Below are 25,470 nucleotides of genomic sequence, written 5' to 3' on the forward strand. Positions count from 1 at the left end.
TTTTGCCGCGAATGCAACCCGTTGAACGTCCGCGACAGCATTACCGCACGAGGATGTTGCGGAATTGCCATGGGTCGTCCCCGTCGATGTCTTCGGGAAACAGGCCGGGGCGGCCTTCCAGCGGCGTCCACTTCGTGTAGTAGCCCTTGACCGGGCCGAGATAGGGAAGCTGGATCTCGAGACAGCGGCGATAATCCATCTCGTCGGCTTCGACGATGCCGGCCTCGGGGTTCTCCAGTGCCCAGACCATGCCGGCGAGCACGGCCGAGCTCACCTGAAGGCCGGTGGCGTTCTGGTAAGGCGCGAGCTCCCGCGCCTCCTCCAGCGAGAGCTGCGAGCCATACCAGTAGGCGTTCTTCGCGTGACCGTAGAGGAGCACGCCGAGCTCGTCGACGCCGTCCACCAGCTCCTTCTCGTCCAGCACGTGCTGCACGGGCTGCGCCTTGCCTGCCGCGCCGAACATCTCGTGCAGGGAAAGCACGGCGTCGTTGCAGGGATGATAGGCATAATGGCAGGTGGGGCGGTAGGCGACCGCGCCGTCCCCGTCGCGAACGGTGAAGAAGTCGGCAATCGAGATCGACTCGTTGTGCGTGACGAGGAAGCCGTATTGCGCGCCCGGGGTGGGGCACCAGGATCGCACGCGCGTGTTGGCGCCGGGCTGCTCCAGATAGATCGCGGCCTTGCAGCCCTTGTCGTGCTCGCGGGCGTTCGACGGCATCCAGGTCTCGTGCGTGCCCCAGCCGAGTTCGGCCGGCTGCAGGCCCTCCGAGATGAAGCCTTCGACCGACCAGGTGTTCCAGAAGACGTTCATGGGCTTCGGCTTCCCGGTGCGCTGGGTGTCGCGCTCTGCGATGTGGATGCCTTTCACGCCCGCCTTCCGCATGAGCTTCGCCCAGCCCTCGCGGTCATCATGGCCGGGCTCGTCGAAGTCGAGCATCAGGTCCTGCGCCAGATGGACCAGCCCCTGCTTGACGAACCAGGAGACCATGCCGGGGTTGGCGCCGCAGGTGGATACGGCGGTCGTGCCGCCGGGGTTCCTGCGCTTCTCCTCACGGACGGTCTCGCGCAGCGCGTAGTTGGTGCGCGCTTCGTTGCCGAGGCTGGAATCGAAATAGAAGCCGAGCCACGGCTCGACGACGGTGTCGATATAGAGCACTCCCAGCTCGCGGCAGAGCTTCATGAGGTCGAGCGAAGACGTGTCGACCGAGAGGTTGACGCAGAAGCCCTGGCCCTGCCCCTCGGTGAGGAGAGGTGTGAGGAGGTCCCTGTAATTGTCCTTCGTCACATGGGTCTGGACGAAGCGGATGCCGCGCTCGTCGAGCAGATTCCGGTCGGTGTCGGCCGGATCGATCACCACCATACGGGACCTGTCGAAGCGGAAATGGCGCTCGATAAGAGGCAGGGTGCCGCGGCCGATGGAGCCAAAGCCGATCATCACGATTGGGCCGGTGATCACACCGTGGACGGGCCACTCATTCTTCGCCATTTTCGGGAGTGCTCCTTTTCAGAGATGGTGAGGCCCGGTCAAAACATAGATCGGCGTGACAATAAAGAGCGAATAGCGCTTCCTCTTCGGGTTCCTGCCCATTCACCATTCACCGGCAAACCGCGCCTTCAGCAGGCATTCGTCATATTCCTCGCGCGCGGTGGAATCGAAAACGACCCCTCCGCCAATGTTGAAGACGGCCTCGCCGCCGGAATAGAGCGAGACGGTGCGGATGGCCACGTTGAAGCGCATGCGCCCGTCGGGCGCCGCCCAGCCGACCGCGCCGCAATAGACCTCCCGCGGCCCCATCTCCAGCGCGCGCAGGATCTTCATGGCAGAAATCTTCGGCGCGCCGGTGACCGAGCCGCAGGGAAAGAGAGCGGCCAGGATATCGGCGAGCGTGAGGCCGGAGAGGAGCTTTGCGCGCACGCGGCTCACCATCTGGTGGACGGTGGGGTAGCTCTCGACGTGGAAGAGCTCGGGCACGTCAAGCGTGCCCACCTCCGAAATGCGCGAGATGTCGTTGCGCAGGAGGTCGACGATCATGCGGTTCTCCGCCTGGTTCTTGGGATCGTTGCGCAGTGCCTCCCTGAGGGCCTCGTCTTCGGCGGGCGTCTTCCCGCGCGGCATGGTGCCCTTCATGGGCAGCGTCTCGATAAAGCCGTCGGCGAAAACCTCGAAGAAGAGCTCCGGCGAGCGCGACAGCACCACCGGGCCGCCGAGATCCACAAAAGCGGCATAACGGACCGGCTGGCGCGCCGTCAGGGCGTCGAAAAGCGCAAGCGGGTCGCCTTCCCAGCGGGCCTGAACGGGAAAGGTGAGGTTGCCCTGGTAGCAGTCGCCGAGCCGCAGATGGCGGTGAAGCTCGTTGAAGCGACGTTCGTAGTCCGCAAAGCTCCATATGGGTCTGGGGTCGAAGAGGCGTGGTGGCGGATCGCCGCCGGCATGTGCGGTTGCCCTGCCCGACGGTGCGTCGAAGACGCCGAGGCAAAGCAAGGGCGCGCGGCGGTTCTTCGGCAGATGCGGGACAAGGGATTCGTCCAGCAAATAGCCGGCTTCATAGGAGATATAGCCGGCCAGCCACTTGCCCGCCCGGCGGAGGCCTTCCGCGCGGTCGAGCGCGGGGGAGAGGTCTTCCGGGCGATCTGCACGAAGAATTTCCTCCGGTGCAGAGAAGCACATGGCCTCGTTCGTGAGGTCATTGCGGAAGAGAGCGATGGGGCGTCGGGGCATCTGCTCCAAAGGCGGTGGCTACCCCTCCTCCAGCGCTTCCAGTTCATCGATCAGCCCTTCGATCACCGACAGCCCCTTGGACCAGAAGGCCGGGTCGGAGGCATCGAGGCCGAAGGGGGCGAGGAGTTCCGAGTGGTGTTTGGTGCCGCCCGCCTTCAGCATCTCGAAATATTTCTCCTGAAAACCCTTCTCGGCCTGCTGATAGACGGCGAAGAGCGAGTTCACCAGGCAGTCGCCGAAGGCGTAAGCATAGACATAGAAGGGCGAGTGGATGAAGTGCGGGATGTAGGCCCAGAAGGTTTCATACCCTTCACGCAGGGCGATTGCCGGGCCCAGGCTCTCCGACTGCACCTCCAGCCAGATCTCGCCCAGGCGTTCCGAAGTGAGCTCGCCGTTGCGGCGCTCAGTGTGCACCTTGCGCTCGAACTCGTAGAAGGCGATCTGGCGCACGACGGTGTTGATCATGTCCTCCGCCTTCTGGGCGAGCATCGCCTTGCGTTCGCGCTTGTCCGTCGTTCGGGCGAGCAGCGAGCGAAAGGTGAGCATCTCGCCGAAGACGGAGGCCGTTTCGGCGAGCGTGAGCGGGGTGGCGGCCATCAGCGAGCCCTGATCCGCCGCCAGCACCTGGTGCACGCCGTGGCCCAGTTCATGGGCAAGCGTCATCACGTCGCGCGGCTTGCCCATATAATTCAGCAGCACGTAGGGGTGCACGGAAGGCACTGTCGGATGGGCGAAGGCGCCGGGCGATTTGCCGGGACGGACCGGCGCATCTATCCAGTTGCGGTCGAAGAAGCGGCTGGCGATCTCCGCCATCTCGGGCGCAAAATTGCCATAAGCCGAAAGCACGGTCTCCTTAGCCGCCTCCCATTCGATGACGGATTGCGGCGTTTCGGGAAGCGGCGCGTTGCGATCCCAATGGTTAAGTTTCTCCATTCCCAGCCACTTCGCCTTCATCGCATAGTAGCGATGGGAGATGCGAGGGAAGGCCTCGCGCACGGAGGTTGCCAGTGCCTCGACGACCTCGCGTTCGACGCGGTTCGACAAGTGGCGAGAATCCGCCACGTCATTGAAATTGCGCCAACGGTTGGAAATCTCCACGTCCTTGGCAATGGTATTGGTGATGAGAGCGAAAAGGCGCATATTGGCGTTGAGTGTGACTGCCAGCGCTTCCGCCGCCTTGCGGCGCTTGTCGCCGTTCGCATCCTGCATCAGGTTCAGTGTCGGCTCCAGCGTCAGCTCCTCGCCGTCGACATTGAAGCGCAAGCTGGTCATGGTCTCGTCGAAGAGGCGGTTCCAGGCGCCGCGTCCTGTCGAGTCACTTTCGTGAAAAAGTTGCTCGACGCGGTCCTCGAGCTGGTGCGGTCGATACTTGCGCATATCGAGCACCCAGGGACGATAGTGGCCGAAGAGCGGATCATCCTTCAGCGCGGCGTCGATCAGCGCATCATCGATCTTGTTGAGCTCGAGTGTGAAGAAGAGCAGATGCGTGCTGGCGTCCGTCAACTTCTCCTGCACGTCGCCGTAGAACTTCGCCCGTTTCGGATCGGACGTGTCTCCGGCATAGACAAGTCCGGCATAGGAGCCGATGCGGCCGAAAAGCTCGTCGAGCTGCTCGTAGGCGCGGACGGCCTCACCGAGACCGCCGGCCGCTCCCTTGCCGGCCTCGTCGGCGAGCCTGCCCTTCCACGCCTCCTCGAAGGCGACCGCATCGCGGGCGGCGCGCGCAAGGTCGCCGGCAAGCTCCGGGCTGTCCATGGCCGGGTAGAGGTCGGTCAGGTTCCACTCGGGCAGGTCGCCGAGGGTCGTGGCGGCGGCTCCGGCCCCCATCGCCGCCTGGCCGGGAAGATCGGCAAGCCTTCTTGGATGTCGAGCCATGGAAACACTCCTCATTCTGGATCCCGGACCGGCCGGGATCAAGGATTCATTCACCGGGTTTCTTGAACGCCTGTTTAGAAGCCCATGACATATAGTTCCAGTGTGCCCGCAATCACGTGGAAGAGAATCTGGTCAAGCTGTTGCATCCATGCCCGATACCGTCCTGATAGTCGACGACGACCCGGTGCAGCGCCGCCTCCTCGACGCGGCGGTGCGCAAGCTCGGCTATGCGCCGCTTCTGGCCGAAGGGGGCGAGATGGCGCTGCAGGCCGTGGCGGACGTGCGGCCGGAGGAAGTGCGCGCGGTCATCCTCGACCTGATGATGCCCGGCATGGGCGGCATCGAGGTGATGGAGACGATGCGCCGTCGCGGAATCAGCGTGCCGGTGATCGTGCAGACCGCGAAAGGCGGGGTCGAGACCGCGGTGGCGGCGATGCGCGCGGGCGCGTTCGACTTCGTGGTGAAACCCGTCTCCCCTGAACGGCTCGGCACGGCACTGGCCAACGCGCTCAAGGTGGAAGCACTCGAAGGCCAGCAGCGCCGCAAGCAGGGCAGGGTGCCGGACAAGTTCTCCTTCCGCGATATCATCACCCGCAGCGCGGCGATGGAGAAGGTGATCCGCCTGGCGCGCAAGGCCGCGACATCCGACATTCCGATCCTGATCGAAGGGGAATCGGGCGTCGGCAAGGAACTGATCGCCCGCGCCATCCGCGGCGAGAGCGCCCGACGCGGAAAGCCCTTCGTCACGGTCAATTGCGGCGCCATCCCGGACAATCTCGTCGAAAGCATCCTGTTCGGACATGAGAAGGGCGCCTTCACGGGCGCCACGGAAAAGCACGCCGGCAAGTTCGTCGAGGCGAATACGGGCACGCTTTTCCTGGACGAGATTGGCGAGCTGCCGCTCGACGTGCAGGTGAAGCTCCTGCGTGCCGTGCAGGAAGGCGAGGTGGACCCGGTCGGCGCGCGCGGCACGGTGAAGGTGGACATCAGGCTCATTTCCGCGACCAACCGCGATCTCCTGCAGCGGGTGAAGGACGGGCAGTTTCGCGAGGACCTCTACTACAGGCTGAGCGTCTTTCCGATGACCGTCCCGCCGCTGCGCGAGCGCAAGGACGACATCCCGCTGCTCGTCCGGCATTTCGTCAGCCGTTTCGGCAGCACCGAAGCGGGCCGGAGCGTCACGGGGATTTCCGACGAAGCGCTTCGCTTGCTTTCGGCCTATGACTGGCCGGGCAATATCAGGCAGCTTGAGAATGCCGTCTTCCGGGCGATCGTGCTGTGCGAGGGCGATGTGCTGACCGCGGAGGAGTTCCCGCAAATCCGCGCGCAGGTGGAGGGCATCGACGACAGGCTGTTGGCGGAGGCGGCCGCGCCGGATCCGAACGAACCGGCGGACCCGCCCGAACAGGCCGGCGAAACGCGGCAGGACCCGCCGCAGCCGCGCTCGGGACTTCTGCGCGTTCTCGACGAGAGCGGCCATGTCCGCCCGCTGGACGCGATCGAGCACGAGGTGATCCGCTTCGCCATCGAGCACTATGGCGGAAGGATGAGCGAGGTCGCCCGCCGGCTGGGAATCGGCCGTTCCACGCTCTACCGAAAGCTCAAGGAGATGGGGATCGACCTTCCCGAAGGGCGCCGCGAGAGCGACTGACGAGGCCGTTCGGGGCTGCTTTTCCCCTATCGATTTCCCGCACTTTTTACGTTAACCGTAATTTTTAGAAAGCCTGGCTGACATTTTCCTGCCATGCTCTGCGCGCATTCCTGCTTTAATAAGAGGAGATTAACCATTATCGTGAAGACTCCGGGTGCTTCGGAAAGCCCGGAGCCGTGTGGGGACAGTTCCAGCCGACAGGCCGTAGTTTTGAAAAACCACGACGTTCGACACCCTGAATGCCGCAATGTGAAGCGCGGGCCCAAGACGTTCATTGCGGGGCTCCTGCTCGTAGCGGGTTTCTTCCTCATCTCAGCGCAGGTGGCGAGCGCGGAGACGCGCACCCTGAAGCTCTACTTCATCCATACGAAGGAGCGCGCGGAGATCACTTACAAGCGCAACGGACGCTACCTCCAGAGCGGGTTGAACGAGATCAACCAGTTCCTGCGTGACTGGCGGCGCAACGAGCCCACCAAGATGGATCCCCGGCTGCTCGATCTCGTGTGGGAGGTCTACCAGGCCGCAGGCGCGCGCGACTATATCCATGTGGTCTCCGCCTACCGTTCGCCGAAGACCAATGCGATGCTGCGCAGCCGCTCCAGCGGCGTGGCCGAGAAGAGCCAGCACATGCTGGGCAAGGCCATGGATTTCTACATTCCCGGCGTGAAGCTCTCCACGCTCAGGGCCATCGCACTCAAGAAGCAGGTGGGCGGCGTCGGCTATTATCCGCGCTCCGGTTCGCCTTTCGTCCATCTCGACGTGGGCGGCGTGCGGCACTGGCCGCGCATGAGCCGGAAGGAACTCGCCGCGATCTTCCCCGACGGCAAGACGCTGCACGTGCCTTCCGACGGCAAGCCGATGCCGGGATACCAGCAGGCGGTCGCCGCCTACGAGGCGCGCAAGAAGAATGGCGGCTCCATCCAGGTGGCAGACGACTCCAGGGGCAATCGCGGCCGCGGCCTTCTCGCCGCCCTTTTCGGCGGCGGCGCCGACGAGGAGGAGGACAATGCCGATATGCAGGTGGCTGCCGCGCCCCGCCCGGAGCGGACCGTGCAGGTGGCCGCCCGTCAGCAGCAGGCACAGCAGCCGCGGGCTGCGCCGGAACCTCAGCCGGAGGCCCCCGGAACCCTGATCGCCGCGCTGCCGGCGCGTGAGGTGCCTGTGCCGCGCACCGCGCCGCGTCCGGATGTCAATGTGGGCACCAGCCTGCTCGTCGCCAGCGCGACTCCTGCGGACCAGGGCCAAGCGCCTCTCGCCGCCGCGCCCGAGCAGCCGGAGCAGGAGCCGCAGGCCGCGGATGTGATGGCGGCGCTGAACGTGCCCTTGCCGTCCCGCCGGCCGGACTATACGCCGCCGGAAGCCGCGATGCAGGTCGCGGAGGCCGCGGAACCGGGTGAGACCGCGCTGGCGACGGTGGCCTATGTCACGCCGACGCGCCGCCCCGAGCCGCCGGCTTCAGCCGATGCCATCGCCGCGCTCCTGGCGGCGGAAAAGGATCTGCCGGCCAATCCGCAGGAGGACGAGCAGCCCACCGTGGCAGCCTATCTGCCGGTGCCCGATAGCCGGCCTCATACGGTCGGCGCGGGCATGGCAGCTGCGACCGGGAACGGTCAGTCCTCGGCCGAAATGGCACGTCAGGTGATCTCGAAAGCCGATGCGCTCGCCACCTCCGCATCCGCCGCGGCGACACCGGCCGTCGTGGCCGCCCTGCGGGAGGAAGGTACCAAGGAGGAGGCGTGGTCTCCCGGTGCTTCGCCACGCATGGCCATGCTGGAGAACAAGGGCAGGGCCAATCCCTTCGCGGGCGTGAAGACGACGCCCAAGGGCCCGCGGCCTAGCCCGGACGACGCCGCGAAGGCGCCGGCGCCGCATGTGATGCCCGTCAGGGCCCTGGTGGCGGATATCGCCCTCAGCCGCGAATCGATGCTCAACAAGTCGGCGGTCGCCAGGGTGCCGGCCTTCAGCAGCGAGATGGCCGAGGCGCCGACGGCCGTCTACACGGACGGCTTCAAGCAGGGCGACTCCACGCCGGATGCGCGCCGCTTCACAGGAAAGGCCGTGACCTTCCTGTCGCTCGCCAAATTCGAATAGGAAGTTCCGGAGCCGCCGTTACGGCTCCGGTTCCCTGCCGTCTCGGGAAACAATCAACCGCGCAGGCCAGCCGCCTGACGCGCGAGTTCCTCGACCGCGGTCCAATTGCCGGCGGCAAGCTCCGCGTCCGGCGCCACCCACGAGCCGCCCACGCAGATGACATTGGGCAGGGAGAGGTAGTCCGCCGCATTCTTCGGCGAGATGCCGCCGGTGGGGCAGAAGCTCACATCCGCCAAGGGGGAGGCGAGCGACTTCAGGAAGGCCGCGCCGCCGGCCTGCTCGGCGGGGAAAAACTTCAGCACGCGATAGCCCTCGTCGCGCACCGCCATGATCTCGCTCGGCGTCACCGCGCCGGGCAGGAACGGGACGCCCGAATCCTGGGCAGCGTCGAGAAGACCCTGCGTGGTGCCAGGAGAGACGATGAATTTCGCACCCGCCTCGACCGCCTTGGAAAAATCCTTCGGCGACAGGATGGTGCCTGCGCCGACGATCGCCTCGGGGACCTCGTCGACCACGAGGCGGATGGCGTCGATGGCGTCCGGCGTCCGCAGCGTGATCTCGATCGCCGGCAGCCCGCCCTTGGCGAGGGCGCGGGCAAGGGGAACGGCAGTGGCCAGGCGATCGATCTTCAAGACGGGTATGACCGGCTGTGCCGTGAGGATTGCCAAAAGCTTGTCGGTCTTCTTCTTCATCGCCGGCTCCTATGCCTCATATGCGGTGTCTCTTAGACCATTTCGCCGGGGAAGTTAAACCCGCTGCGAGGCGATGTGGCTACTGGCGCTAAGCGCGCGAATCTGCGAGTTCGCGAAATCGTTCCTGCCGGCCTCGGTCGGCGCAGAATCAGGATATCGCGTGACACGGATCTGGCAGTCGGCTTTCGCCCTTCTTCTCGTGACCGGGGCGCTGCTCGGGCTCACGCCGCCGCTCGGCAAGCTGGCGACCGAGAACGGCGTTTCGCCCGCCGTCTGGGCGTTCGTGATCTCCTTCGGCGCCGGAGCGGTGCTTCTGTGCGCGCTGTTAGTGGGCGACGACCGTACGGCGCTGACGGCGCATCGGTTGCGCTACTATGTTATCACGGCGGCCGTCTCCTACGCGGTCCCGAACCTCCTGATGTTCTCGGTCGTGCCGCATCTCGGCGCCGGTTATACGGGCATCATGTTCACCCTCTCGCCGGTGGTCACGCTGATCCTGTCCATCCTGCTCGGGGTCCGGCGGCCCAACCGGCTCGGCATCATCGGGATCGCGGTGGGCTTTGTCGGAGCGGTGATCGTGGCCACGACTCGCGGCGAGGCGGGCCGACCGGCCGATCTTCTGTGGGTGGCCGCCGGGCTGCTGATCCCGGTGAGCCTGGCGGCGGGCAACATCTACCGTACCATGGACTGGCCCGAGAATACCGGACCCATCGAACTCGCGGCGGGCAGCCATCTTGCCGCCGCGGCGATGCTGCTTGCGGGCATCCTGCTCTCGGGCGAGGCGGGTTCCTTTGCCACTCTTCCCGGGATGCCGCTCCTGGTGCTCGCGCAGGTGGCCGCGGCCTCCTCCATGTTCGCCTTCTTCTTCCGGCTGCAGGCGGTCGGCGGCCCCGTCTATCTCAGCCAGATCGGCTATGTCGGGGCGGCCGTGGGGCTTGCCATCGGCGTCCTGTTCCTGGGAGAGCGCTATTCGGCGCTCACCTGGATCGGGGCCGCCATTCTCGCCGCCGGAGTGTTCATGACCACGAAGGCGCAGAATCAGGCGGGCTGAACCGTCATCGTCATGCGATGAGCCGGCCGAGTCTTTGCCAGAGCTTCACAAGCCTGCGCCAGACGGAGGCCGGACTGCCGAACGGCAGCGCTGCTTGCAGGGCCTCCATGGTCGCGGGGCCGGCAATACCGTCCGCAGTCAGGCCGCTCGACCGCTGGAAGGCCAGCACGGCGGCATGGGTGCGCGGCCCGAAATCGCCGTCGGCAGTGACGGGATGGCCTGCGGCCGTGAGCAATCTTTGCAGATGCTGCACTGCCGAGCCGCGGTCGCCCCTGCGCAGAAGGGCCGGGGTTTCAGCCGGAGCGTCGGAGCCGGGCCTGGATATCGCCCGCGCGTGACGACGATAGGCGAGCGCCAGCTTCAGATGGTAGCTGTTGCGGGCGAAGCCCGGCCCGTTGTAGCCGCGCGCGAAGGCGGTCCAGTCGCGCCGGTGCAGCGCCTCCATCAGCCCGGCCTCGTCGATATAGCGCAGCATGAGGCGGATCTGCCCCTCGACGCCGCCGCGGGCTTCCTCCACCAGCGCGTCCACGCTCGGATAGCCGAGCCGCTTCCAATGGGCGCCCATCACCTGGCCCACGCCCCAGGAGGTGGATTCGTAGGCCGCCCGGCGGTCGATCTCCGCCGCCCGGCCCAGCATGCGCCAGCGCGCAGCCTGCGATGGGGGGTTCTTCACTGCGCCGGCGGTGGGTGAAGCGAGGCCCTCGCGGCGCGCCATCTCCTGATCCGCCGGCGAGAGACGGCGGTCGAAATAGTGGCCTTCGAAGCGGATGAGCGGTTCGGGCCGGCCCTGGACGACGGCATGGGTCCGGCCGCCGGACTCGACCTCGATCACCGCCAGCAGCGTGGCGGGTTCGAGGCGCGCTTCCCTCGCGGCCCTGGCGATCAGGTCGATGGTTTCGGCGGTAAACATGGGGCTGGCCTCCGGTTTCTCGATCGCCATTTTCGCCCGGTTGGAGCATGCGGGGAGAAAAGCCGGCGTGATTTCCTCCTCGCGATATGGCTGCGCCGGGAGCAAACCTTTGTGCAAATTCGGGAATTCCTTTTCGCGGTGTCCTCGCTGCTCCCTTCTTCGCCCTATTTCCATCCCCGTTTTCGTGCCCGCTCCCGAGACCTTCGGCGAATTTTTCGCAATCGGGTGCGCATGATCTTTGCATCGGGCGATCCACTGCCTACCTGTTGAGAGATTTTTGCAGGAGAACGCCATGATCGATCCGAAAAAGCTGCTCGATGGGTTCCTGGGCTCGCGCGTGCCCGGAACGCAATCGTCCATGGGAGGCCAGGCCGACCGGCTGACCCAGTTCGCCAAGGACAATCCGCTCGCCACCGGTGCGATCGTGGCGGCCCTGCTCGGTACGGGCGCCGGACGAAAGCTTACCAAGAGCGCGCTCAAGATGGGCGGCATGGCGGCCATCGCCGGCCTCGCCTACAAGGCCTATCAGAACTACCAGGCCGGCAAGAAGCCGGGCGAAGGCGTGGAGGACGTGAAACAGGGCAACCTGCTGCCGCCGCCCCAGGAGACCGGCTTCAACCCCGCCAGGGCGCCGCAGGGCGAAGATGCGTTCGCGCTGACGCTGGTGCGCGCCATGATTGCGGCGGCGCGCGCCGACGGTCATATCGACGAGACCGAGCGCCGGAAAATCGCCGAGCGTCTCAAGGAAAGCGGCATTGATCACGAGGTGGAAAGCTTCCTGATGGAGGAGTTGGAGCGGCCCGTGGACGTCGACGCGCTGGTGGCCGCCGCCAGCACCGACGAGCAGAAGGTCGAACTCTACACCGCCTCGCGGCTTGCCATCGAGCCGCAGACGCGCGCCGAGCGCGGCTATCTCGACATGCTCGCGGGCAGGCTCAACCTGCCGGATGCGCTCGTTGACCATATCGAGGCGACGATCGCCGAAACCGTTTCGGTCTGAACCCGCGTCTTGCCAACACCGCTGCCGGCAGCATAAGGTGCGTCCGCACCGTTCCTTCGCGGGAACTGTGCGGGCGGCAGTGATCGGCCGCCTCTGCGCCAAGGGCCTCTACCGCATCCGGGGCGCGGATGCGGGCAGAAGTCCACCATCACGTCCTGCTTCTGGAATCCGCGCGGAGCGCGGCTCGTGGAGGATGTGTTGTCCCGAATTTTCCTCGTCCTTTTTCTCGCCCTTGCCTGCGCCATGCCCGCAACTGCCATGGCGCAGGAGAGAATCACCATATTCGCCGCCGCCAGCATGAAGGACGCGATGGATCGCGCCGCTGTGGCCTTCGAGCAGGAGACCGGCACCGAGGTGGTGGTCTCCTTCGCGGCGAGCTCGGCTCTCGCACGGCAGATCGAAGCCGGCGCACCGGCCGACGTGTTCATCTCCGCCGACCTCGAATGGATGGACTGGCTTGCCGAGCGGAATCTTATCCGCGAGGAAAGCCGCAGGCCCGTGGCGGCGAATGCCCTTGTGATCGTCGCGGCCAAGCCCGTGCCCGAGGGAGCGGAGCCGGGCGATATCCTTTCCAAGGGCCGCTTCGCCATGGGCGACCCCACCCATGTGCCCGCCGGGCGCTACGCGCAGGCAGCGCTCACGAGCCTCGGTTTGTGGGAGGAGGTGAAGGAGCATGCGGTGTTCGGCGAGAATGTGCGCGTCGCGCTCGAACTCGCAGAGCGTGGCGAGGTGGCCGCGGCGATCGTCTACGGATCCGACGAGCGCGCATCCAATGGACTCTCGCGCGTCTACACCTTCCCCGCCGATCGCCATCCGCCCGTCGTCTACCCGGCGGCGGCGATGGCGAACGCCGGACCGGAGGCGGATGCCTTTCTCGATTTCCTGTCGGGGGAGGAGGGGCAGAGGATCTTCCGGGAGCTCGGCTTTGCGCAGCCGCCGGTTTAGATATTCGGTCTTTTGTTGATCAGCTCTATTGAAATGCGAAGAGGTCAAGACGCCAAGCACTCTCGACGTGTCGCCATGGGCGCGCACCTGTCTCAAGCTCAGGGCAAGAAGGGGCAAGGGGCGGCCACATGACCGGCACCGAACTCGACATCCTCCTGCTCTCGGCCAAGGTCGCGCTGGCGGCGATGGGCTTCTCGCTCGTGCCCGCCTTCGCGGTGGCGTGGCTGCTCGCACGCGGGCGTTTCGCGGGAAAGGCCGTCCTGCAGGCGCTGATCACCATGCCGCTGGTTCTCCCGCCTGTGGTGACCGGGTACGGGCTCCTTATCCTGTTCGGTTCCCAAGGTCCGCTGGGACGGCTTTTCGAGAACCTGTTCGGCATGAGCTTCGCCTTCCGCTGGACGGGGGCGGCGCTCGCGGCCGCCGTGATGGCGTTTCCGCTGCTCGTGCGCCCCATCCGGCTTTCGCTCGAGGCGATCGACCGCGGACTGGAGGAGGCGGCGGGCACGCTCGGCGCGCGGGCGCCGGTCGTCTTCGCCACCATCACGCTGCCGCTTGCGCTGCCGGGTCTGATCGCCGGCCTCGTCCTCGGTTTCGCCAAGGCGCTGGGCGAGTTCGGCGCCACCATCACCTTCGTCTCCAATATTCCGGGCGAGACGCAGACGCTTTCGCTCGCCATCTATGCGCTGCTGCAAAGCCCCGCGGGCGACCTGGCGGCCCTGCGCCTCATCGGCATCTCCGTCGTGCTCGCCATCGGGGCCGTGCTCCTTTCGGAATGGGTCGCAAGGCGCCTGCAGAAGAGGAACGGCGATGGCCGCGCTTGAGGTGGACGTCACCGGCCGGGCGGGCAGCTTCGCCATCTCCGCGCAATTCCGCGCGGCGCCCGGCGTCACGGCACTCTTCGGCCGATCCGGCGCCGGCAAGAGCACGATCCTGAAGATGATCGCCGGTACGGCCAGGCCCGAGACAGGGCGAATCTCCGCGGGCGGGCGGGTGTTTTTCGACAGCGAAAAGCGAATCAACCTGCCGCCGCGTGCCCGGGGGATCGGTTTCGTGTTCCAGGAAGGGCGGCTTTTCCCACATCTTTCGGTGCGCCGGAACCTCACTTACGCGCGCTGGGCCGGCGGGCGCGCGGGCCCGCGGGCCTTGGAGGAGGTTGCGGCGCTTCTCGGGCTGGAGGAACATCTGGAGCGCCATCCCGGCACGCTCTCCGGCGGGGAGCGGCAGCGGGTTGCGATCGGGCGCGCTCTGCTGGCCGATCCGCAGATACTGCTGATGGACGAGCCGCTTTCTTCGCTCGACCGCGAGAGGAGGGTGGAGATCCTCCCTTATCTGGAAGCGATCGCCAACGAGGCGCGTATCCCCGTGCTCTATGTCAGCCATGATACCGGCGAGGTTGCGCGGCTCGCCGATCAGGTGGTGGCGATCGATGAGGGACGGGTGCGGGCGGCGGGCACCGCGGCGGAGATCCTCGGCCATTCCACCGGCGAAGAAGATCGGGGCCTGTCCATCTTGGAGGGGCAGGTGACAGATGTCGATCTAAACTACGAGACAGTGACGGTGGAGACAGGCGGCGGGACGATCGAACTCTCCGCACGCGACCTGCCGGCCGGGAGCCGCGTCCGGCTTCGACTTGGCGCGGCGGACGTGGCGATCGCGACCACGCCGCATGAGGGGCTTTCCATCCGGAACCAGCTGTGGTGCACGGTCCAAGCGGTGGAACGGCGCGGGAATTCCGCGGAGGTGAGGCTTGCCTTCGGGGGCGAGCGGATCACCGCCCACATTACGGCCAAATCGGCCGATGCGCTGGGCCTTGCTCCGGGCATGCGGGTCGTGGCGCTGATCAAGGCGGTATCCGTGGAGAGGGCGCGGCTGCTGCCGCGACAACCCTGAATGCGTATGGCGGGCAAGGCGTTGCGGAAATTCCCGCCTGGATTGCGGCGATTAACCGGCTCTTAGGAAAGCAGGTGCATCATGGATCATGTCGAATCGGCTTTCCTCCTCCCAAGCGGGTTCGAATCGGGGCGGCCGCAGTGCCGCCCCAACTGCTTTTCCGCTTCAGATTTCCAGTCTCTTGTAGTCCGCGATATCAGCCTTGATGCCGAGGCGCGACATCAGCTCGCGCCGGTCGAACCCCGCTTCGGCGTGCATCCGGGCGACGGCTGCGCGGGCGTTCTCCATCACTTCGGGGCTCGTCCACTCGACGAGGGTCACGAAATTGTATTCGCCGGGTCCCGACTGTTGCTCCAGGATGAAATCCTGCACGAACCCTTCCTGCTTGCGCAGGAGCGCATGGGTCTGTGCGACCCGTCCGAGGAACTCTTCGCGCCCGTGGCCGGGCACGACGAACTTGTCGACGCGGTAATAGGGTTGGCTTTCCGTGATGCCGCTCATTTCGCTCTCCTTTGCCGGGGACGCCCGCCGTCCTCTCTTCAGGACGGGTTGTGCGGCCTCAACCAAAGTTGAGGTCAAGCGATTTTTCCGAGCGGATGGCGCCGCTACCCTTCGTTCCCGGCCAGGAAATCGCCGACGCGATCGATTGCACGCAGGATGTTCTCCTCCGAATTGGCGTAGGAGAGGCGGACATAGCCTTCGCCGAGGATGCCGAAATCCGGCCCGCCGATCAGCGCCACGCCGGCTTCCTCCAGGAGGGCGCTGGCCAGTTCCTTGGCTTTCCAGCCCGTGCCGCCGATGTTGGGGAAGGCGTAGAAGGCGCCTTTGGGCGTCCGGCAACTGATGCCGGGCAGGCCGTTCAGGCCCTCGACCACCAGCCGGCGGCGCGAGTCGAAGGCGCGCATCATCTTCTCCACGTCGTCCTGCGGGCCGTCGATGGCGGCGATGCCGGCATATTGCGCCGGCGCGTTGACGCAGGACCAGCAGTTGACCGCAAGCTTGCGCACAAGACCGTAAAGCTTGTCCGGCCATATGGACCAGCCGAGGCGCCAGCCGGTCATGGCCCAGGTCTTTGACCAGCCATTGAGCACGATCAGGCGGTCGCGGATCTCCGGGAAAATGAGCAGCGAGGTGGCGCTTTCGCCGTCATAGGTCATGACGTCGTAGATCTCGTCGGAGAGGATCGCGACCTGAGGATGCGCCTCAAGCCCCTTCACCAGCCTGGCGATCTCCTCGCGCGGCGTGACGCCGCCGGTGGGATTGGCCGGCGAGTTGAGGATCAGGAGCCGCGTCTTCGGCGTGATGAGCGACAGCGTCTCCTCGGCCGAGAAGGCGAAGCCGTTCTCCTCCCGGATCGGCACCGGCACGGGCGTCGCTCCGGTGAACTCGATCATGGAGCGGTAGATGGGAAAGCCCGGATCGGGATAGAGAATCTCCACGCCCGGCTCGCCGAACATCATTATGGCCGCGAACATGGTGGGCTTGCCGCCCGGCAGGATCATGATGTTGTCCGGCGAGACCTCCACGCCCGTCATGGCGAGCGTGCGGCGCGCCACCGCCTCGCGGGCGGGCAGGATGCCCGTTGCCGGCGTGTAGCCGTGCTGGCCGTCGCGCAGCGCCTTCACGGCTGCTTCCACGATGTGCTCAGGCGTGCGGAAGTCGGGCTGGCCGATGCCGAGATTGATGATGTCGCGCCCCTGATGCGCGAGTTCCGTCGCCCGCGCCAGCACGGCGAAGGCGTTCTCCTCGCCTATTCGGTCGAAGGCGGCCACGGTTTGGAGCATGTCGGGAGTTCCATCTGGTTCTGTCGCGTCAAGGGCGCTTTTGTGAAGCTTCGCGGAGAAAACGTCAATTGAGGGAAGCCCGTGAAAGACCTTGCGAACTGGACTGCGCGCCCCGCGCCCGAGCGTGCTCCGCTCAATGGACGCTATGTGCGGCTGGAGCCGCTCGACCCCGCCGCCCATGGCGACGGGCTTCTCGCAGTCTCCAGCGTGCCGGATGCGGGAGAGCGCTTCCGCTATCTGGGCGATTATCCGCCCGAAAACAGGGCGGCGTTCCAGCCGTGGCTGGACAAGGTTTCGGCGAGCCACGATCCGCTCTTCTTCGCGGTCATCGACAAAGCGAAGGGGGAAATCGGCGGGCGGCAGGCACTGATGCGCATCGATGCGGCGAACGGGGTGGCCGAAATCGGCAACATCTATTGGGGGCCGGGGGTGGCGAGGACGAGGCTTGCCACCGAGGCGCTCTTCCTTTTCGCGCGGCATGTCCTCGACGATCTCGGCTATCGCCGGTTCGAATGGAAGTGCAACGACCGGAACGAGCCTTCCAAGCGCGCAGCTCTTCGCTTTGGCTTCCGCTTCGAGGGGATTTTCCGCCAGCACATGGTGGTAAAGGGCGAAAACCGCGATACGGCGTGGTATGCCATACTCGATCACGAATGGCCGTCAATTCGCCGCGCCATGGAACGCTGGCTCGAACCGGAGAATTTCGATAGCAGCGGACGGCAGATAAAACGGCTCGAGATTTTCAGGGAAGAAGCGCGTGGCGATCAGCTTTAGACAGGACGGGGCCGGACCAAACGGCGCAGACATCCGCGACGCGGGCAGGTTCTCGTGATGGAGAATCGCGGGCCCATCATCGCCGCCGCGCTCATCCTGCTCGGCTTCGGCGTCGTCGGCTTCCTGATGCCGCGGCTGATGCTTTGGGTGGGCGATATCTCGACCCTTGCCGCGGCACTTCTGGCCGCGACCTTCGTGGCGGCATTCTTCCTGGTCTTCTGGTTCAGGGCGCGCAGCCAGCGGCGCAAGGAGAAGTAGCCGCGGGGGAGGAGGACACTCTTCTTCCCGTGGCCTCCAGCGCTCCGTGTGCGCCCTCGAGGGCGCCGCCGGCGAGTTCAAGCGCCAGGAAGCGCTCCTTTTCGTAGGGGCCGGGCATGGCGAGCCGGTCGGTCTTCTCCGCCGAGAAGCCGAAGCGCGCATAATAGGGCGCATCGCCCATGAGCAGGATGGCGCGGTGGCCCAGGCGCGTGGCTTCCGCTATGGCGTGCCGCATGAGGGCTTTGCCAATCCCCGCGCCTTTCAGCGTGGGCTCCACTGCGAGCGGCCCGAGCAGCAGCGCAGGCGCTCCAGCGTGACCGAGCCGGACATCCCAGAGGCGCAGCGTGCCCAGGAGCGCGCCATCGGCCCCGCGGGCGGAGAAGGCAAGACCTTCGGCCGGCAACCGGCCGCGGCGCAGCTTTTCCGAAGTCTTGCGCCGGCGCTTTGCGCCCATGGCGCGATCGAGCAGCGCCTCGCGCGCGGCGATATCGGCGGGCGTCTCGGGCGCGATGGAGTAGCCGAGCGCGTCGCCCTGGGCAGCGAAATCACCGATCCGGGCGGTTTCGATGGCGTGCTGGGACATGGCCCCGATCCTTCACAAGCGGTTTTTCGACAAGGGAGCCGCCGCGGGCGGGATCCGCCCACGGCGGCCGATCCGAGAGGTTTTCCGTCCTCTCTTCGGCTGCTTCTGGCAATGCCGGGATGATTTCCGCCCGGCTGCAAATGCCCTAGATCACATAGGATCGGAGCGGCTCGAAACCGTTGAAGGCAACCGAGGCGTAGGTCGTCGTATAGGCGCCCGTCCCCTCGATCAGCACCTCGTCACCGATGGTCAGCGAGATGGGGAGGGGATAGGGCGTCTTCTCGTAGAGCACGTCGGCCGAGTCGCAGGTGGGGCCGGCGAGCACGCAGGGCGTGGTGTCGCCGCCATCATGCCGGGTGACCAGCGGGTAGCGGATCGCCTCGTCCATCGTCTCGGCCAGGCCGCCGAACTTGCCGATGTCGAGATAGACCCAGCGCACATCGTCGTTGTCAGCCTTCTTGGAGATCAGCACGACCTCAGACTTGATGACGCCGGCATTGCCGACCATGCCGCGGCCAGGCTCGATGATCGTCTCCGGCAGGCGGTTGCCGAAATGCTTCCTGAGCGCGGAGAAAATCGCCTGGCCATAGGCCTGCGCCCGCGGCACATCGCGCAGGTAACGCGTCGGGAACCCGCCGCCCATATTGACCATCTTGAGCGTAATGCCTTCCTCGGCCAATGCCTGGAACACCGTGCGCGCGTCGTTCAGCGCGCGATCCCAGGCGGAAAGGTCCGTCTGCTGGGAACCGACATGGAAGGAGACGCCATAGGGATCGAGGCCGAGCCGCTTCGCTTGGCGCAGCACCTCGACGGCCATGGCCGGCACGCAGCCGAACTTGCGCGAGAGCGGCCATTCCGCACCCGCACCGTCCGTCAGCACGCGGCAGAAAACGCGCGAACCGGGAGCGGCACGCGAAACCTTCTCCACTTCCTCGATGCAGTCCACGGCGAAGAGGCGGATGCCGAGATCGTAGGCGCGCGCGATGTCGCGCTCCTTCTTGATCGTGTTGCCGTAGGAGATGCGGTCGGGCGTTGCACCGGCATCGAGCGCCATCTCGATCTCGGCGACCGAGGCCGTATCGAAGGAGGAGCCGAGCGTGCTCAGAAGCCGCAGGATTTCCGGCGCGGGATTGGCCTTCACGGCGTAGAAAATCCGCGAATCGGGCAGAGCCCGCTCGAAAGCGGTGTAGTTTTCGCGCACGACGTCGAGGTCCACGACAAGGCAGGGGCCGTCGGGTCGTCGCGTGGCGAGAAAATCGAGGATGCGCTGGGTGGCCATCATTCCCTCCGTCGGCGGCCGGTGCCGCCAAAGAAAAGCTCAAGGTCTGCGGGCATGCCTGCCCGCGGTGGACAAAGGATGCGCCCCAACGCGATCCACGGCCGGAGGGTGGAAATCACCGGAAACCGTCGACGCGCCTGGCGCATTTCGATGAGCTTCCGCCCGCAAGGCGAATGCTCGCTTTGTCTGCCTCAGCTTTGGATGGGAAATCCCTCCGCACTGCCGGCAATGAAGGTGTGCCTCTTCAGTAACCCCGGTCTTTGGACAACCGGCAGACACCAGAAAGGCCCGCACCGTCGTTGCTTCAAGATGTCCTCGATCTTCGGTTGGCCGTAAGATCGACTGGAGCGGTTAGGTCCAGGTACCGTACCGGTTTCCTCGCCATTCCGAGGCCCGGCGGACACCCACAGGCACGTGCGACTTTGGGCAAGCGGCGATATAAGAAAGTCCACTGTCACAATCAATGCAAAAGTTGCCCGCGCTTGAAAAATAAATCGCATGCGTCGATTGTCGGCCGGACGTAGGGTCAGGTCGATTTGATCGACTGAACAAAACGGGCCGGACCCCGGTGCAAAGGAGCTTTGAAATGATGGGGACACGGGACACGCTGAATGCCTTTCTGGACTATCCCGACGTGCCGGTGCCCTCTTCGGTCACAGGCCTGCTCAGGGGCCTCTCCTTCGGCGTGAAGGACATCTACGATGTGGCGGGCTATCCCACGGGTTGCGGAAACCCGCAGAAGGAGGCGGAGGCCGCACCTGCCGCAAGCACCGCGCCTGCCCTGCAGGTTCTGCTCGACGCCGGAGCGCAGTTCGCCGGCAAGACGCAGACGGACGAGCTTGCCTTTTCCATGATGGGCATGAACACGCATTTTCCCCCGCCGGTGAACCCGCGGGCGCGCGAAAGGGTGACCGGCGGATCCTCGTCCGGCTCGGCGGCGGCGGTGGCCGGTGGGCTCGTCGATTTCGCGATCGGGTCCGACACCAACGGTTCCGTGCGCATTCCGGCATCCTTCTGCGGGCTCATCGGCCTCAGGACCACCCACGGCCGAATCGGCATGGAGGGGACTATGCCGCTTGCACCCTCCTTCGACACGTTCGGATGGTTCGCACGCGATATCGCCACCTACCAGGCGGTGGGCGAGGTGCTGCTGGGGGAGGATACGCATCGCGAGACCCTGCGCATCCCGGTGCGGATCGCGGAACTGGAGGCGCGGTTTTTCGGCGACTCGGAGCGCGAGGCCTATGCCGGCATGCTTGGGCGCGTGCTCGATCATTTCGAGCGTTCGGCGGGCTTTCTCGCCCTGCCTGGGGATCTGGACGAGCTTTACGAGCGCTTCCGGCAGATACAGGCTCACGAAGCCTGGCGGGCCCATGCCGCCTTCCTGTCGCAAAAGGACCGCGGGCTCGGCCCCGGGGTCAAGGAGCGTTTCGCCTACGGCCGGTCGATCAGCGAGACGACCGTCGAGGAAGCGCGGCGACGGCGGCGCGACTTCCGCGCGGACGTCTCGGCCCTCATGAACGCCGACATGGTCGTCGTCATGCCGACCCAGCCTTCCGCCGCGCCGCTCAAGATCGCCACCCAGGAGGAGCAGGAAAGCTATCGCCAGAAGGGGCTCGCGCTCACCTCGATCGCCGGCCTGCTCGGCTGGCCGCAGATCACCATTCCGCTGGGCGAGGTGCATGGCGCTCCCTTCGGCATCTCGCTGCTCGGCCCGGCCGGCAGCGACTGCCAGCTCATCCGGCTTGCCGCAGACATCCTTTCCGGTTCCTGAGCCCGTCAGGACCCCGGCATGGACACGCTCACCCGCATGCGCGCTTTCATCCAGGTGGTGGATGCGGAGGGTTTTTCCGCAGCGGCGCGAAAAGCCGGCCGGTCGAAGGCGCTGCTTTCGAAATATGTGCGCGAGCTGGAGGACGAACTGGGCGCGCTGCTGCTCAATCGCACCACGCGCAAATTCTCCCTCACGGAGGCGGGCCAGAGCTATTATCAGAGGGCGGTGGAGCTCGTGCGCGAGATCGACGCCCTTTCCGAGTCGGTGCGTGAATCGGCAAGCGATATCCGCGGGCGAATCAAATTGTCGGCGTCGCGCACCTTCGCGGATGCTCCGATCGGCCAGTCGTTCATCGATTTCGCCGTCGCCCATCCTGATATCGTGCTCGACATCCATCTCGACGACCGCTTCGTCGACCTGGTCGAGGAGGGGTTCGACCTTGCGATCCGAATCACGAAGCTCGACGATTCCTCGCTCATCGCACGGCGGCTGCTGCCTTTCCGGCTGCCACTTTTCGCCTCTCCGGGGCTGATCGAGAAGTACGGTCGTCCGAAGCACCCGCGCGAGTTGCAGGGCCTGCCCTGCATTGTCGACACAAACGGTCGCTTTCGCCACAACTGGCCGTTCCAGGAGGGCGGTACGCCCTTTACCGTGGCGGTTTCCGGCCGCATCGAGGCAAACAGCCCGCTTGCCGTGCGCGCGGCGGCGGTGGCCGGCATCGGCTTCGCCTTCGTGCCGGATTTCATCGCCCTGCCGGAGGTGAGGGCGGGGCGGCTGGTCACCGTTCTCGACGACTTCATCACTGACGGGGCCGGCATTTTCGTCGTCTATCCGCATCGGCGCTACCTGCCTGCAAAGGTGCGTGCGCTGGTCGATTTTCTGGCACAGTGGCTGAAGGACAATCCTGGGTCCGAGACACATTCTTGACCGGTCCCATTTTCGCCGGGTTCATGTTAGACAAGCCCACTCTTGAGAAGGAAGGGTTGCTCGGCATGCGCTGCGGGACGGGAACGAAGATACTGGCCGGAGCAGCCGCCGCATGGACGGCGCTTGGCGTCGCTGCTTCGGCGCACCCCCACGTCTTCGCCGAGGCGCGGCTCGATGTCGCGGTGCAGGACCACAAGGTCGAGGCGCTGCGTCACGTGTGGCGCTTCGACGACCTTTTCTCCAGCACGGTCCTGGTCGAGTTCGACAAGAACCAGGACCTGAAGCTCGATGAGGCGGAACTGAAGGACGTGGCCGGGGTCGTCCACGACTCGCTGGCCGAATTCAATTATTTCCAGATCGTCACCGCCGACGGGCGCGACGTGCCCATGGAAGCGCCTGCCGAGCTCATGGCCGATTTCACCGACAACCAGCTCATCATCCTCTTCGAATCCAAGCCCAAGGAGCCGCTCGAGCTCAAGGGCAAGGTGGATTTCGGCGTCTACGACCCGACCTTCTACACCGCGATCGACTTCACCGAGGACGCATATCTTCAGGTCGAGAACCTGCCGTCCGGCTGCACGCGGACGGTGATCCGCCCCGATCCCGACGAGGCGATCGCCCAGAACCAGCAGACGCTGACGGACGCCTTCTTCAGCGACCCGGGCGGCAACGACCTCAGCAAGATCTTCGCAACCAAACTCGAGCTTACCTGCAGCGCCAAGGGTTAACTCCATGTCGAAGCGTGCCAGCTTGCCGGCAAGGCTGCTCCTTCTCACGGCCGCGACCGCCCTTCTTCTCCTTCCGGCCCATGCCCAGAGTTCGCTCGGCATCGGAACGGCGGAGCCGTCTGTGGCGCCGGTTGGGCCGTTCGCCGGCATCCTGCAATGGGTGAATAGCAAGCAGCAGAGCTTCTACCGTGCGCTCACGGGCGCGCTGAAGGCCATGCGCGAGGACGTTTCGCAACTCTGGATGCTCATCGGCCTTTCCTTCGCCTACGGGATCTTCCACGCCGCCGGACCCGGGCACGGCAAGGCGGTGATCTCCTCCTACATGCTCGCCAACGAGGTCGCGCTGAGGCGCGGTATCGTGCTTTCCTTCGCTTCGGCGATCCTGCAGGCGCTGACCGCGATCACGGTCATGGGCGCCGTGTTCCTGCTCCTGCGCGGGACGGCCGTTTCCATGACGGATGCCACGTGGTTCCTGGAAACCCTGAGCTATGGACTGATCGCTGCGTTCGGTGCCTGGCTCCTGTGGCGCAAGGTCGGGCCGCTCGTGCGGCAGCGGGACGCGGGACAGCCGATGCACAGCCTTTCGGCGGCGCATGCCGGTGAGCACCATCATCATCATGTGCATGACGGGCACGATCATCACGATCATGATCATGCGCAGCATGACCACCACCACGATCACGCGGCGGGCGAAGTCTGCCCCACCTGCGGCCACTCCCATGCGCCGGATCCGGCGCAGCTTTCCGGCGATCGGCTCGACTGGAAAAGCGCGTGGTCGGCGGTGGCGGCCGTGGGTATGCGGCCCTGCTCCGGCGCGCTGATCGTGCTCACCTTCTCCTTCCTCAACGCGCTTTGGCTCGGCGGCATTGTCTCGGTCTTCGCCATGGCGCTGGGCACGGCGATCACGGTTTCCGTTCTGGCGATCCTCGCCGTGACGGCGAAGAACTGGGCCGTGGCGCTTTCAGGCGGCGGCGCCTGGGGCGCCCGGATCCACAACGGGATCGAGATCGCGGGCGCGCTGCTGGTGCTGCTGCTGGGTCTCGTTTTGCTGGCGGCGAGCTTGTCGGCCTGAGAGGTCAGATCACCTGGCTCAACTGCATGGCGACGGACATGTCGCCGTCGATCTTCAACTTGCCCTGCATGAAGGCCGCGGTGGGATCGAGTTTGCCGGCGACCATCGCCTCCAGGTCCTCCTTGGCGAGGCGGATGACGCAATCGGCCGGGCCGTCATCCGTGGAGACGGTGTTGCCGTCGATCAGGACGGTGCCGTCCGCGCCGCAGTCGAATTTCACGGACCGGTCGAAATCCGAGGCGGAAACCTTCTCGCGCATCTGTATGGCGATCTCATCCATGTTCATCGGGCGCTCCTCACTGCAATGACAAAGGCGGGAAGCCTGCCGACCGCTTCGGCGCGGCCGCAGGCAGGGAGAGCCGAGGATTAGGGCTGAATTACGTATACGTCAATGTAATTTGCAAGCCGGTACGGAACTCTCTCTGGAGGGCGCGGACAGCTCGAAACAGGTGGCCCAAGACTCGTTCAGCCAACCGCCTTCCCATCCGCATCGAAGCGATAGATGCGTTCGGCCTGCGGGGTGGCAAAGAGCACATCGTCGGGCGCGAATCGGTGCTCGCCGAAGAGACGCGCGGTGACGAGGCCCGCCTGCTCGGTATCGAGATAGAGGACCGTGTCGGCGCCCAAATGCTCCACATGGAGCACGCTGCCCTTCCAGTCGCCCGCCTCGGGATCGACCGTGATGTGCTCGGGGCGCACGCCCAGCGTCTTCGCGCCGTTCTGGCCGAGCCGCTCCGCTTCCACGAAGTTCATCCTGGGCGAGCCGATGAAGCCGGCCACGAAGAGATTGGCCGGGCGGTTGTAAAGCTCCATCGGCGTGCCGACCTGCTCGATGCGGCCGCCGTTCAGGATGACGATGCGGTCGGCCAGCGTCATCGCTTCCACTTGGTCATGCGTCACATAGACCATGGTGGCGTCCAGCTTGCGGTGGAGCCTGGCGATCTCCAGTCGCGTGTTGACGCGCAAGGCGGCGTCGAGATTGGAGAGCGGCTCGTCGAAGAGGAAGAGCTTCGGGTTGCGCACGATGGCGCGGCCGATCGCCACGCGCTGGCGCTGGCCGCCCGAAAGCTCCGCCGGACGCCGTTCCAGGTAATCGTCGAGGCCGAGCATGGCCGAGGCTGTCGCGACCCTCTCCCTGATTTCGTCGCGCGGATGACCGGCCTGCTTGAGGCCCAGCCCCATATTGTCGCGCACGGTGAGGTGCGGGTAGAGCGCGTAGCTCTGGAACACCATGGCGATGCCGCGTTTGGCGGGCGGCACGTTGTCCACCACCTGCCCGTCGATCAGAACTTGGCCGTCCGTGGCATCCTCCAACCCGGCGACGACGCGGAGAAGCGTGGACTTGCCGCAGCCTGAAGGCCCGACGAAGATGACGAACTCGCCGTTCTTCACTTCGAGGTCGATGCCCTTCAGCACCTCGGTGGCGCCGAAGGACTTGCGGATGTTTTCAAGCGTCAGCGAACCCAA

At 65.6% G+C, this 25,470-nt stretch carries 24 protein-coding genes; 13 read left to right on the plus strand and 11 right to left on the minus strand.

Going from position 1 to position 25,470, the window contains the following annotated elements:
* Nucleotides 1-40: 40 nt before the first annotated feature.
* The 3 genes from PVE73_RS05255 to PVE73_RS05265 form a co-directional block, all read right to left on the minus strand.
* Entirely contained in the window at nucleotides 41-1,486 is a 1,446-nt protein-coding gene (locus PVE73_RS05255; protein WP_277365934.1) for a homospermidine synthase, read from the minus strand.
* Between the two features lie 102 nt (nucleotides 1,487-1,588).
* On the minus strand, nucleotides 1,589-2,719 hold the full coding sequence (locus PVE73_RS05260) for an aminodeoxychorismate synthase component I (protein WP_277365935.1): 1,131 nt from the start codon (nucleotides 2,717-2,719) through the stop codon (nucleotides 1,589-1,591).
* 18 nt (nucleotides 2,720-2,737) lie between these two features.
* Complete coding sequence (locus tag PVE73_RS05265) at nucleotides 2,738-4,546, minus strand: M3 family oligoendopeptidase (protein ID WP_277367354.1); 1,809 nt, start codon at nucleotides 4,544-4,546, stop codon at nucleotides 2,738-2,740.
* A 196-nt stretch (nucleotides 4,547-4,742) separates the two neighbouring features.
* Between PVE73_RS05265 and PVE73_RS05270 the strand changes: the two genes are divergently transcribed.
* The gene (locus PVE73_RS05270; protein ID WP_277365936.1) at nucleotides 4,743-6,245 is read left to right on the plus strand and encodes a sigma-54 dependent transcriptional regulator; all 1,503 of its coding nucleotides are present in this window, start codon (nucleotides 4,743-4,745) and stop codon (nucleotides 6,243-6,245) included.
* 249 nt (nucleotides 6,246-6,494) lie between these two features.
* Nucleotides 6,495-8,336: a DUF882 domain-containing protein gene (locus tag PVE73_RS05275; protein WP_277365937.1), complete on the plus strand. Its 1,842-nt coding sequence runs from the start codon at nucleotides 6,495-6,497 to the stop codon at nucleotides 8,334-8,336.
* Between the two features lie 53 nt (nucleotides 8,337-8,389).
* Here PVE73_RS05275 and PVE73_RS05280 read toward each other — a convergent pair whose 3' ends face one another.
* Complete coding sequence (locus PVE73_RS05280) at nucleotides 8,390-9,028, minus strand: 2-dehydro-3-deoxy-phosphogluconate aldolase (protein WP_277365938.1); 639 nt, start codon at nucleotides 9,026-9,028, stop codon at nucleotides 8,390-8,392.
* Nucleotides 9,029-9,188: 160 nt separating this feature from the next.
* On the opposite strand from PVE73_RS05280, the gene PVE73_RS05285 reads away from it, so the two are divergent.
* Complete coding sequence (locus PVE73_RS05285) at nucleotides 9,189-10,079, plus strand: DMT family transporter (RefSeq protein WP_277365939.1); 891 nt, start codon at nucleotides 9,189-9,191, stop codon at nucleotides 10,077-10,079.
* A 10-nt stretch (nucleotides 10,080-10,089) separates the two neighbouring features.
* Here the strand turns inward: PVE73_RS05285 and PVE73_RS05290 are convergent, their stop codons facing one another.
* On the minus strand, nucleotides 10,090-10,989 hold the full coding sequence (locus PVE73_RS05290; RefSeq protein ID WP_277365940.1) for an N-acetylmuramidase domain-containing protein: 900 nt from the start codon (nucleotides 10,987-10,989) through the stop codon (nucleotides 10,090-10,092).
* A gap of 292 nt (nucleotides 10,990-11,281) precedes the next feature.
* Between PVE73_RS05290 and PVE73_RS05295 the strand changes: the two genes are divergently transcribed.
* The 4 genes from PVE73_RS05295 to modC all read left to right on the plus strand — a co-directional run bounded on the left by PVE73_RS05295 (nucleotide 11,282) and on the right by modC (nucleotide 14,824).
* Complete coding sequence (locus PVE73_RS05295; protein WP_277365941.1) at nucleotides 11,282-11,989, plus strand: tellurite resistance TerB family protein; 708 nt, start codon at nucleotides 11,282-11,284, stop codon at nucleotides 11,987-11,989.
* A 243-nt stretch (nucleotides 11,990-12,232) separates the two neighbouring features.
* Nucleotides 12,233-12,934, plus strand: a complete 702-nt coding sequence (gene modA, locus PVE73_RS05300; protein WP_277367355.1) for a molybdate ABC transporter substrate-binding protein — start codon at nucleotides 12,233-12,235, stop codon at nucleotides 12,932-12,934.
* A gap of 128 nt (nucleotides 12,935-13,062) precedes the next feature.
* Nucleotides 13,063-13,755, plus strand: coding sequence for a molybdate ABC transporter permease subunit (gene modB / locus PVE73_RS05305; protein WP_277365942.1), 693 nt, complete (start codon nucleotides 13,063-13,065; stop codon nucleotides 13,753-13,755).
* Nucleotides 13,742-14,824: a molybdenum ABC transporter ATP-binding protein gene (gene modC / locus PVE73_RS05310; protein ID WP_277365943.1), complete on the plus strand. Its 1,083-nt coding sequence runs from the start codon at nucleotides 13,742-13,744 to the stop codon at nucleotides 14,822-14,824. The genes modB and modC overlap by 14 nt, the downstream gene beginning before the upstream one ends.
* 165 nt (nucleotides 14,825-14,989) lie before the next feature.
* Here the strand turns inward: modC and PVE73_RS05315 are convergent, their stop codons facing one another.
* Complete coding sequence (locus PVE73_RS05315; protein ID WP_277365944.1) at nucleotides 14,990-15,325, minus strand: antibiotic biosynthesis monooxygenase; 336 nt, start codon at nucleotides 15,323-15,325, stop codon at nucleotides 14,990-14,992.
* 104 nt (nucleotides 15,326-15,429) lie between these two features.
* Nucleotides 15,430-16,608: a pyridoxal phosphate-dependent aminotransferase gene (locus PVE73_RS05320; RefSeq protein ID WP_277365945.1), complete on the minus strand. Its 1,179-nt coding sequence runs from the start codon at nucleotides 16,606-16,608 to the stop codon at nucleotides 15,430-15,432.
* Nucleotides 16,609-16,689: 81 nt separating this feature from the next.
* Between PVE73_RS05320 and PVE73_RS05325 the strand changes: the two genes are divergently transcribed.
* Together PVE73_RS05325 and PVE73_RS05330 are read left to right on the plus strand one after the other, a co-directional pair.
* Nucleotides 16,690-17,382, plus strand: coding sequence for a GNAT family protein (locus PVE73_RS05325; RefSeq protein WP_277365946.1), 693 nt, complete (start codon nucleotides 16,690-16,692; stop codon nucleotides 17,380-17,382).
* Between the two features lie 57 nt (nucleotides 17,383-17,439).
* The gene (locus PVE73_RS05330; protein WP_346772399.1) at nucleotides 17,440-17,640 is read left to right on the plus strand and encodes a hypothetical protein; all 201 of its coding nucleotides are present in this window, start codon (nucleotides 17,440-17,442) and stop codon (nucleotides 17,638-17,640) included.
* Here PVE73_RS05330 and PVE73_RS05335 read toward each other — a convergent pair.
* Together PVE73_RS05335 and odc2 are read right to left on the minus strand one after the other, a co-directional pair.
* Nucleotides 17,606-18,223, minus strand: a complete 618-nt coding sequence (locus PVE73_RS05335; RefSeq protein ID WP_277365948.1) for an N-acetyltransferase — start codon at nucleotides 18,221-18,223, stop codon at nucleotides 17,606-17,608. The two genes, PVE73_RS05330 and PVE73_RS05335, sit on opposite strands and share 35 nt — an antisense overlap.
* 145 nt (nucleotides 18,224-18,368) lie before the next feature.
* Nucleotides 18,369-19,502, minus strand: coding sequence for an ornithine/lysine decarboxylase (gene odc2, locus PVE73_RS05340; protein WP_277365949.1), 1,134 nt, complete (start codon nucleotides 19,500-19,502; stop codon nucleotides 18,369-18,371).
* 586 nt (nucleotides 19,503-20,088) lie between these two features.
* On the opposite strand from odc2, the gene PVE73_RS05345 reads away from it, so the two are divergent.
* The 4 genes from PVE73_RS05345 to PVE73_RS05360 are packed head-to-tail and all read left to right on the plus strand — an operon-like array spanning nucleotide 20,089 to nucleotide 24,003.
* Entirely contained in the window at nucleotides 20,089-21,276 is a 1,188-nt protein-coding gene (locus tag PVE73_RS05345; protein ID WP_277365950.1) for an amidase, read from the plus strand.
* Nucleotides 21,277-21,294: 18 nt separating this feature from the next.
* Nucleotides 21,295-22,203: a LysR family transcriptional regulator gene (locus PVE73_RS05350; RefSeq protein WP_277365951.1), complete on the plus strand. Its 909-nt coding sequence runs from the start codon at nucleotides 21,295-21,297 to the stop codon at nucleotides 22,201-22,203.
* On the plus strand, nucleotides 22,200-22,931 hold the full coding sequence (locus tag PVE73_RS05355; protein WP_277365952.1) for a DUF1007 family protein: 732 nt from the start codon (nucleotides 22,200-22,202) through the stop codon (nucleotides 22,929-22,931). Before PVE73_RS05350 ends, PVE73_RS05355 begins: the two co-directional genes overlap by 4 nt.
* A 4-nt stretch (nucleotides 22,932-22,935) precedes the next feature.
* Nucleotides 22,936-24,003, plus strand: a complete 1,068-nt coding sequence (locus tag PVE73_RS05360; RefSeq protein ID WP_277365953.1) for a nickel/cobalt transporter — start codon at nucleotides 22,936-22,938, stop codon at nucleotides 24,001-24,003.
* Between the two features lie 4 nt (nucleotides 24,004-24,007).
* On the opposite strand, the gene PVE73_RS05365 is transcribed toward PVE73_RS05360, so the two are convergent.
* Nucleotides 24,008-24,289, minus strand: a complete 282-nt coding sequence (locus tag PVE73_RS05365; RefSeq protein WP_277365954.1) for an SCP2 sterol-binding domain-containing protein — start codon at nucleotides 24,287-24,289, stop codon at nucleotides 24,008-24,010.
* Between the two features lie 179 nt (nucleotides 24,290-24,468).
* Entirely contained in the window at nucleotides 24,469-25,470 is a 1,002-nt protein-coding gene (locus tag PVE73_RS05370; protein WP_277365955.1) for an ABC transporter ATP-binding protein, read from the minus strand.

Origin of the sequence: Chelativorans sp. AA-79, assembly GCF_029457495.1 — a bacterium.
Classification (GTDB): domain Bacteria; phylum Pseudomonadota; class Alphaproteobacteria; order Rhizobiales; family Rhizobiaceae; genus Chelativorans.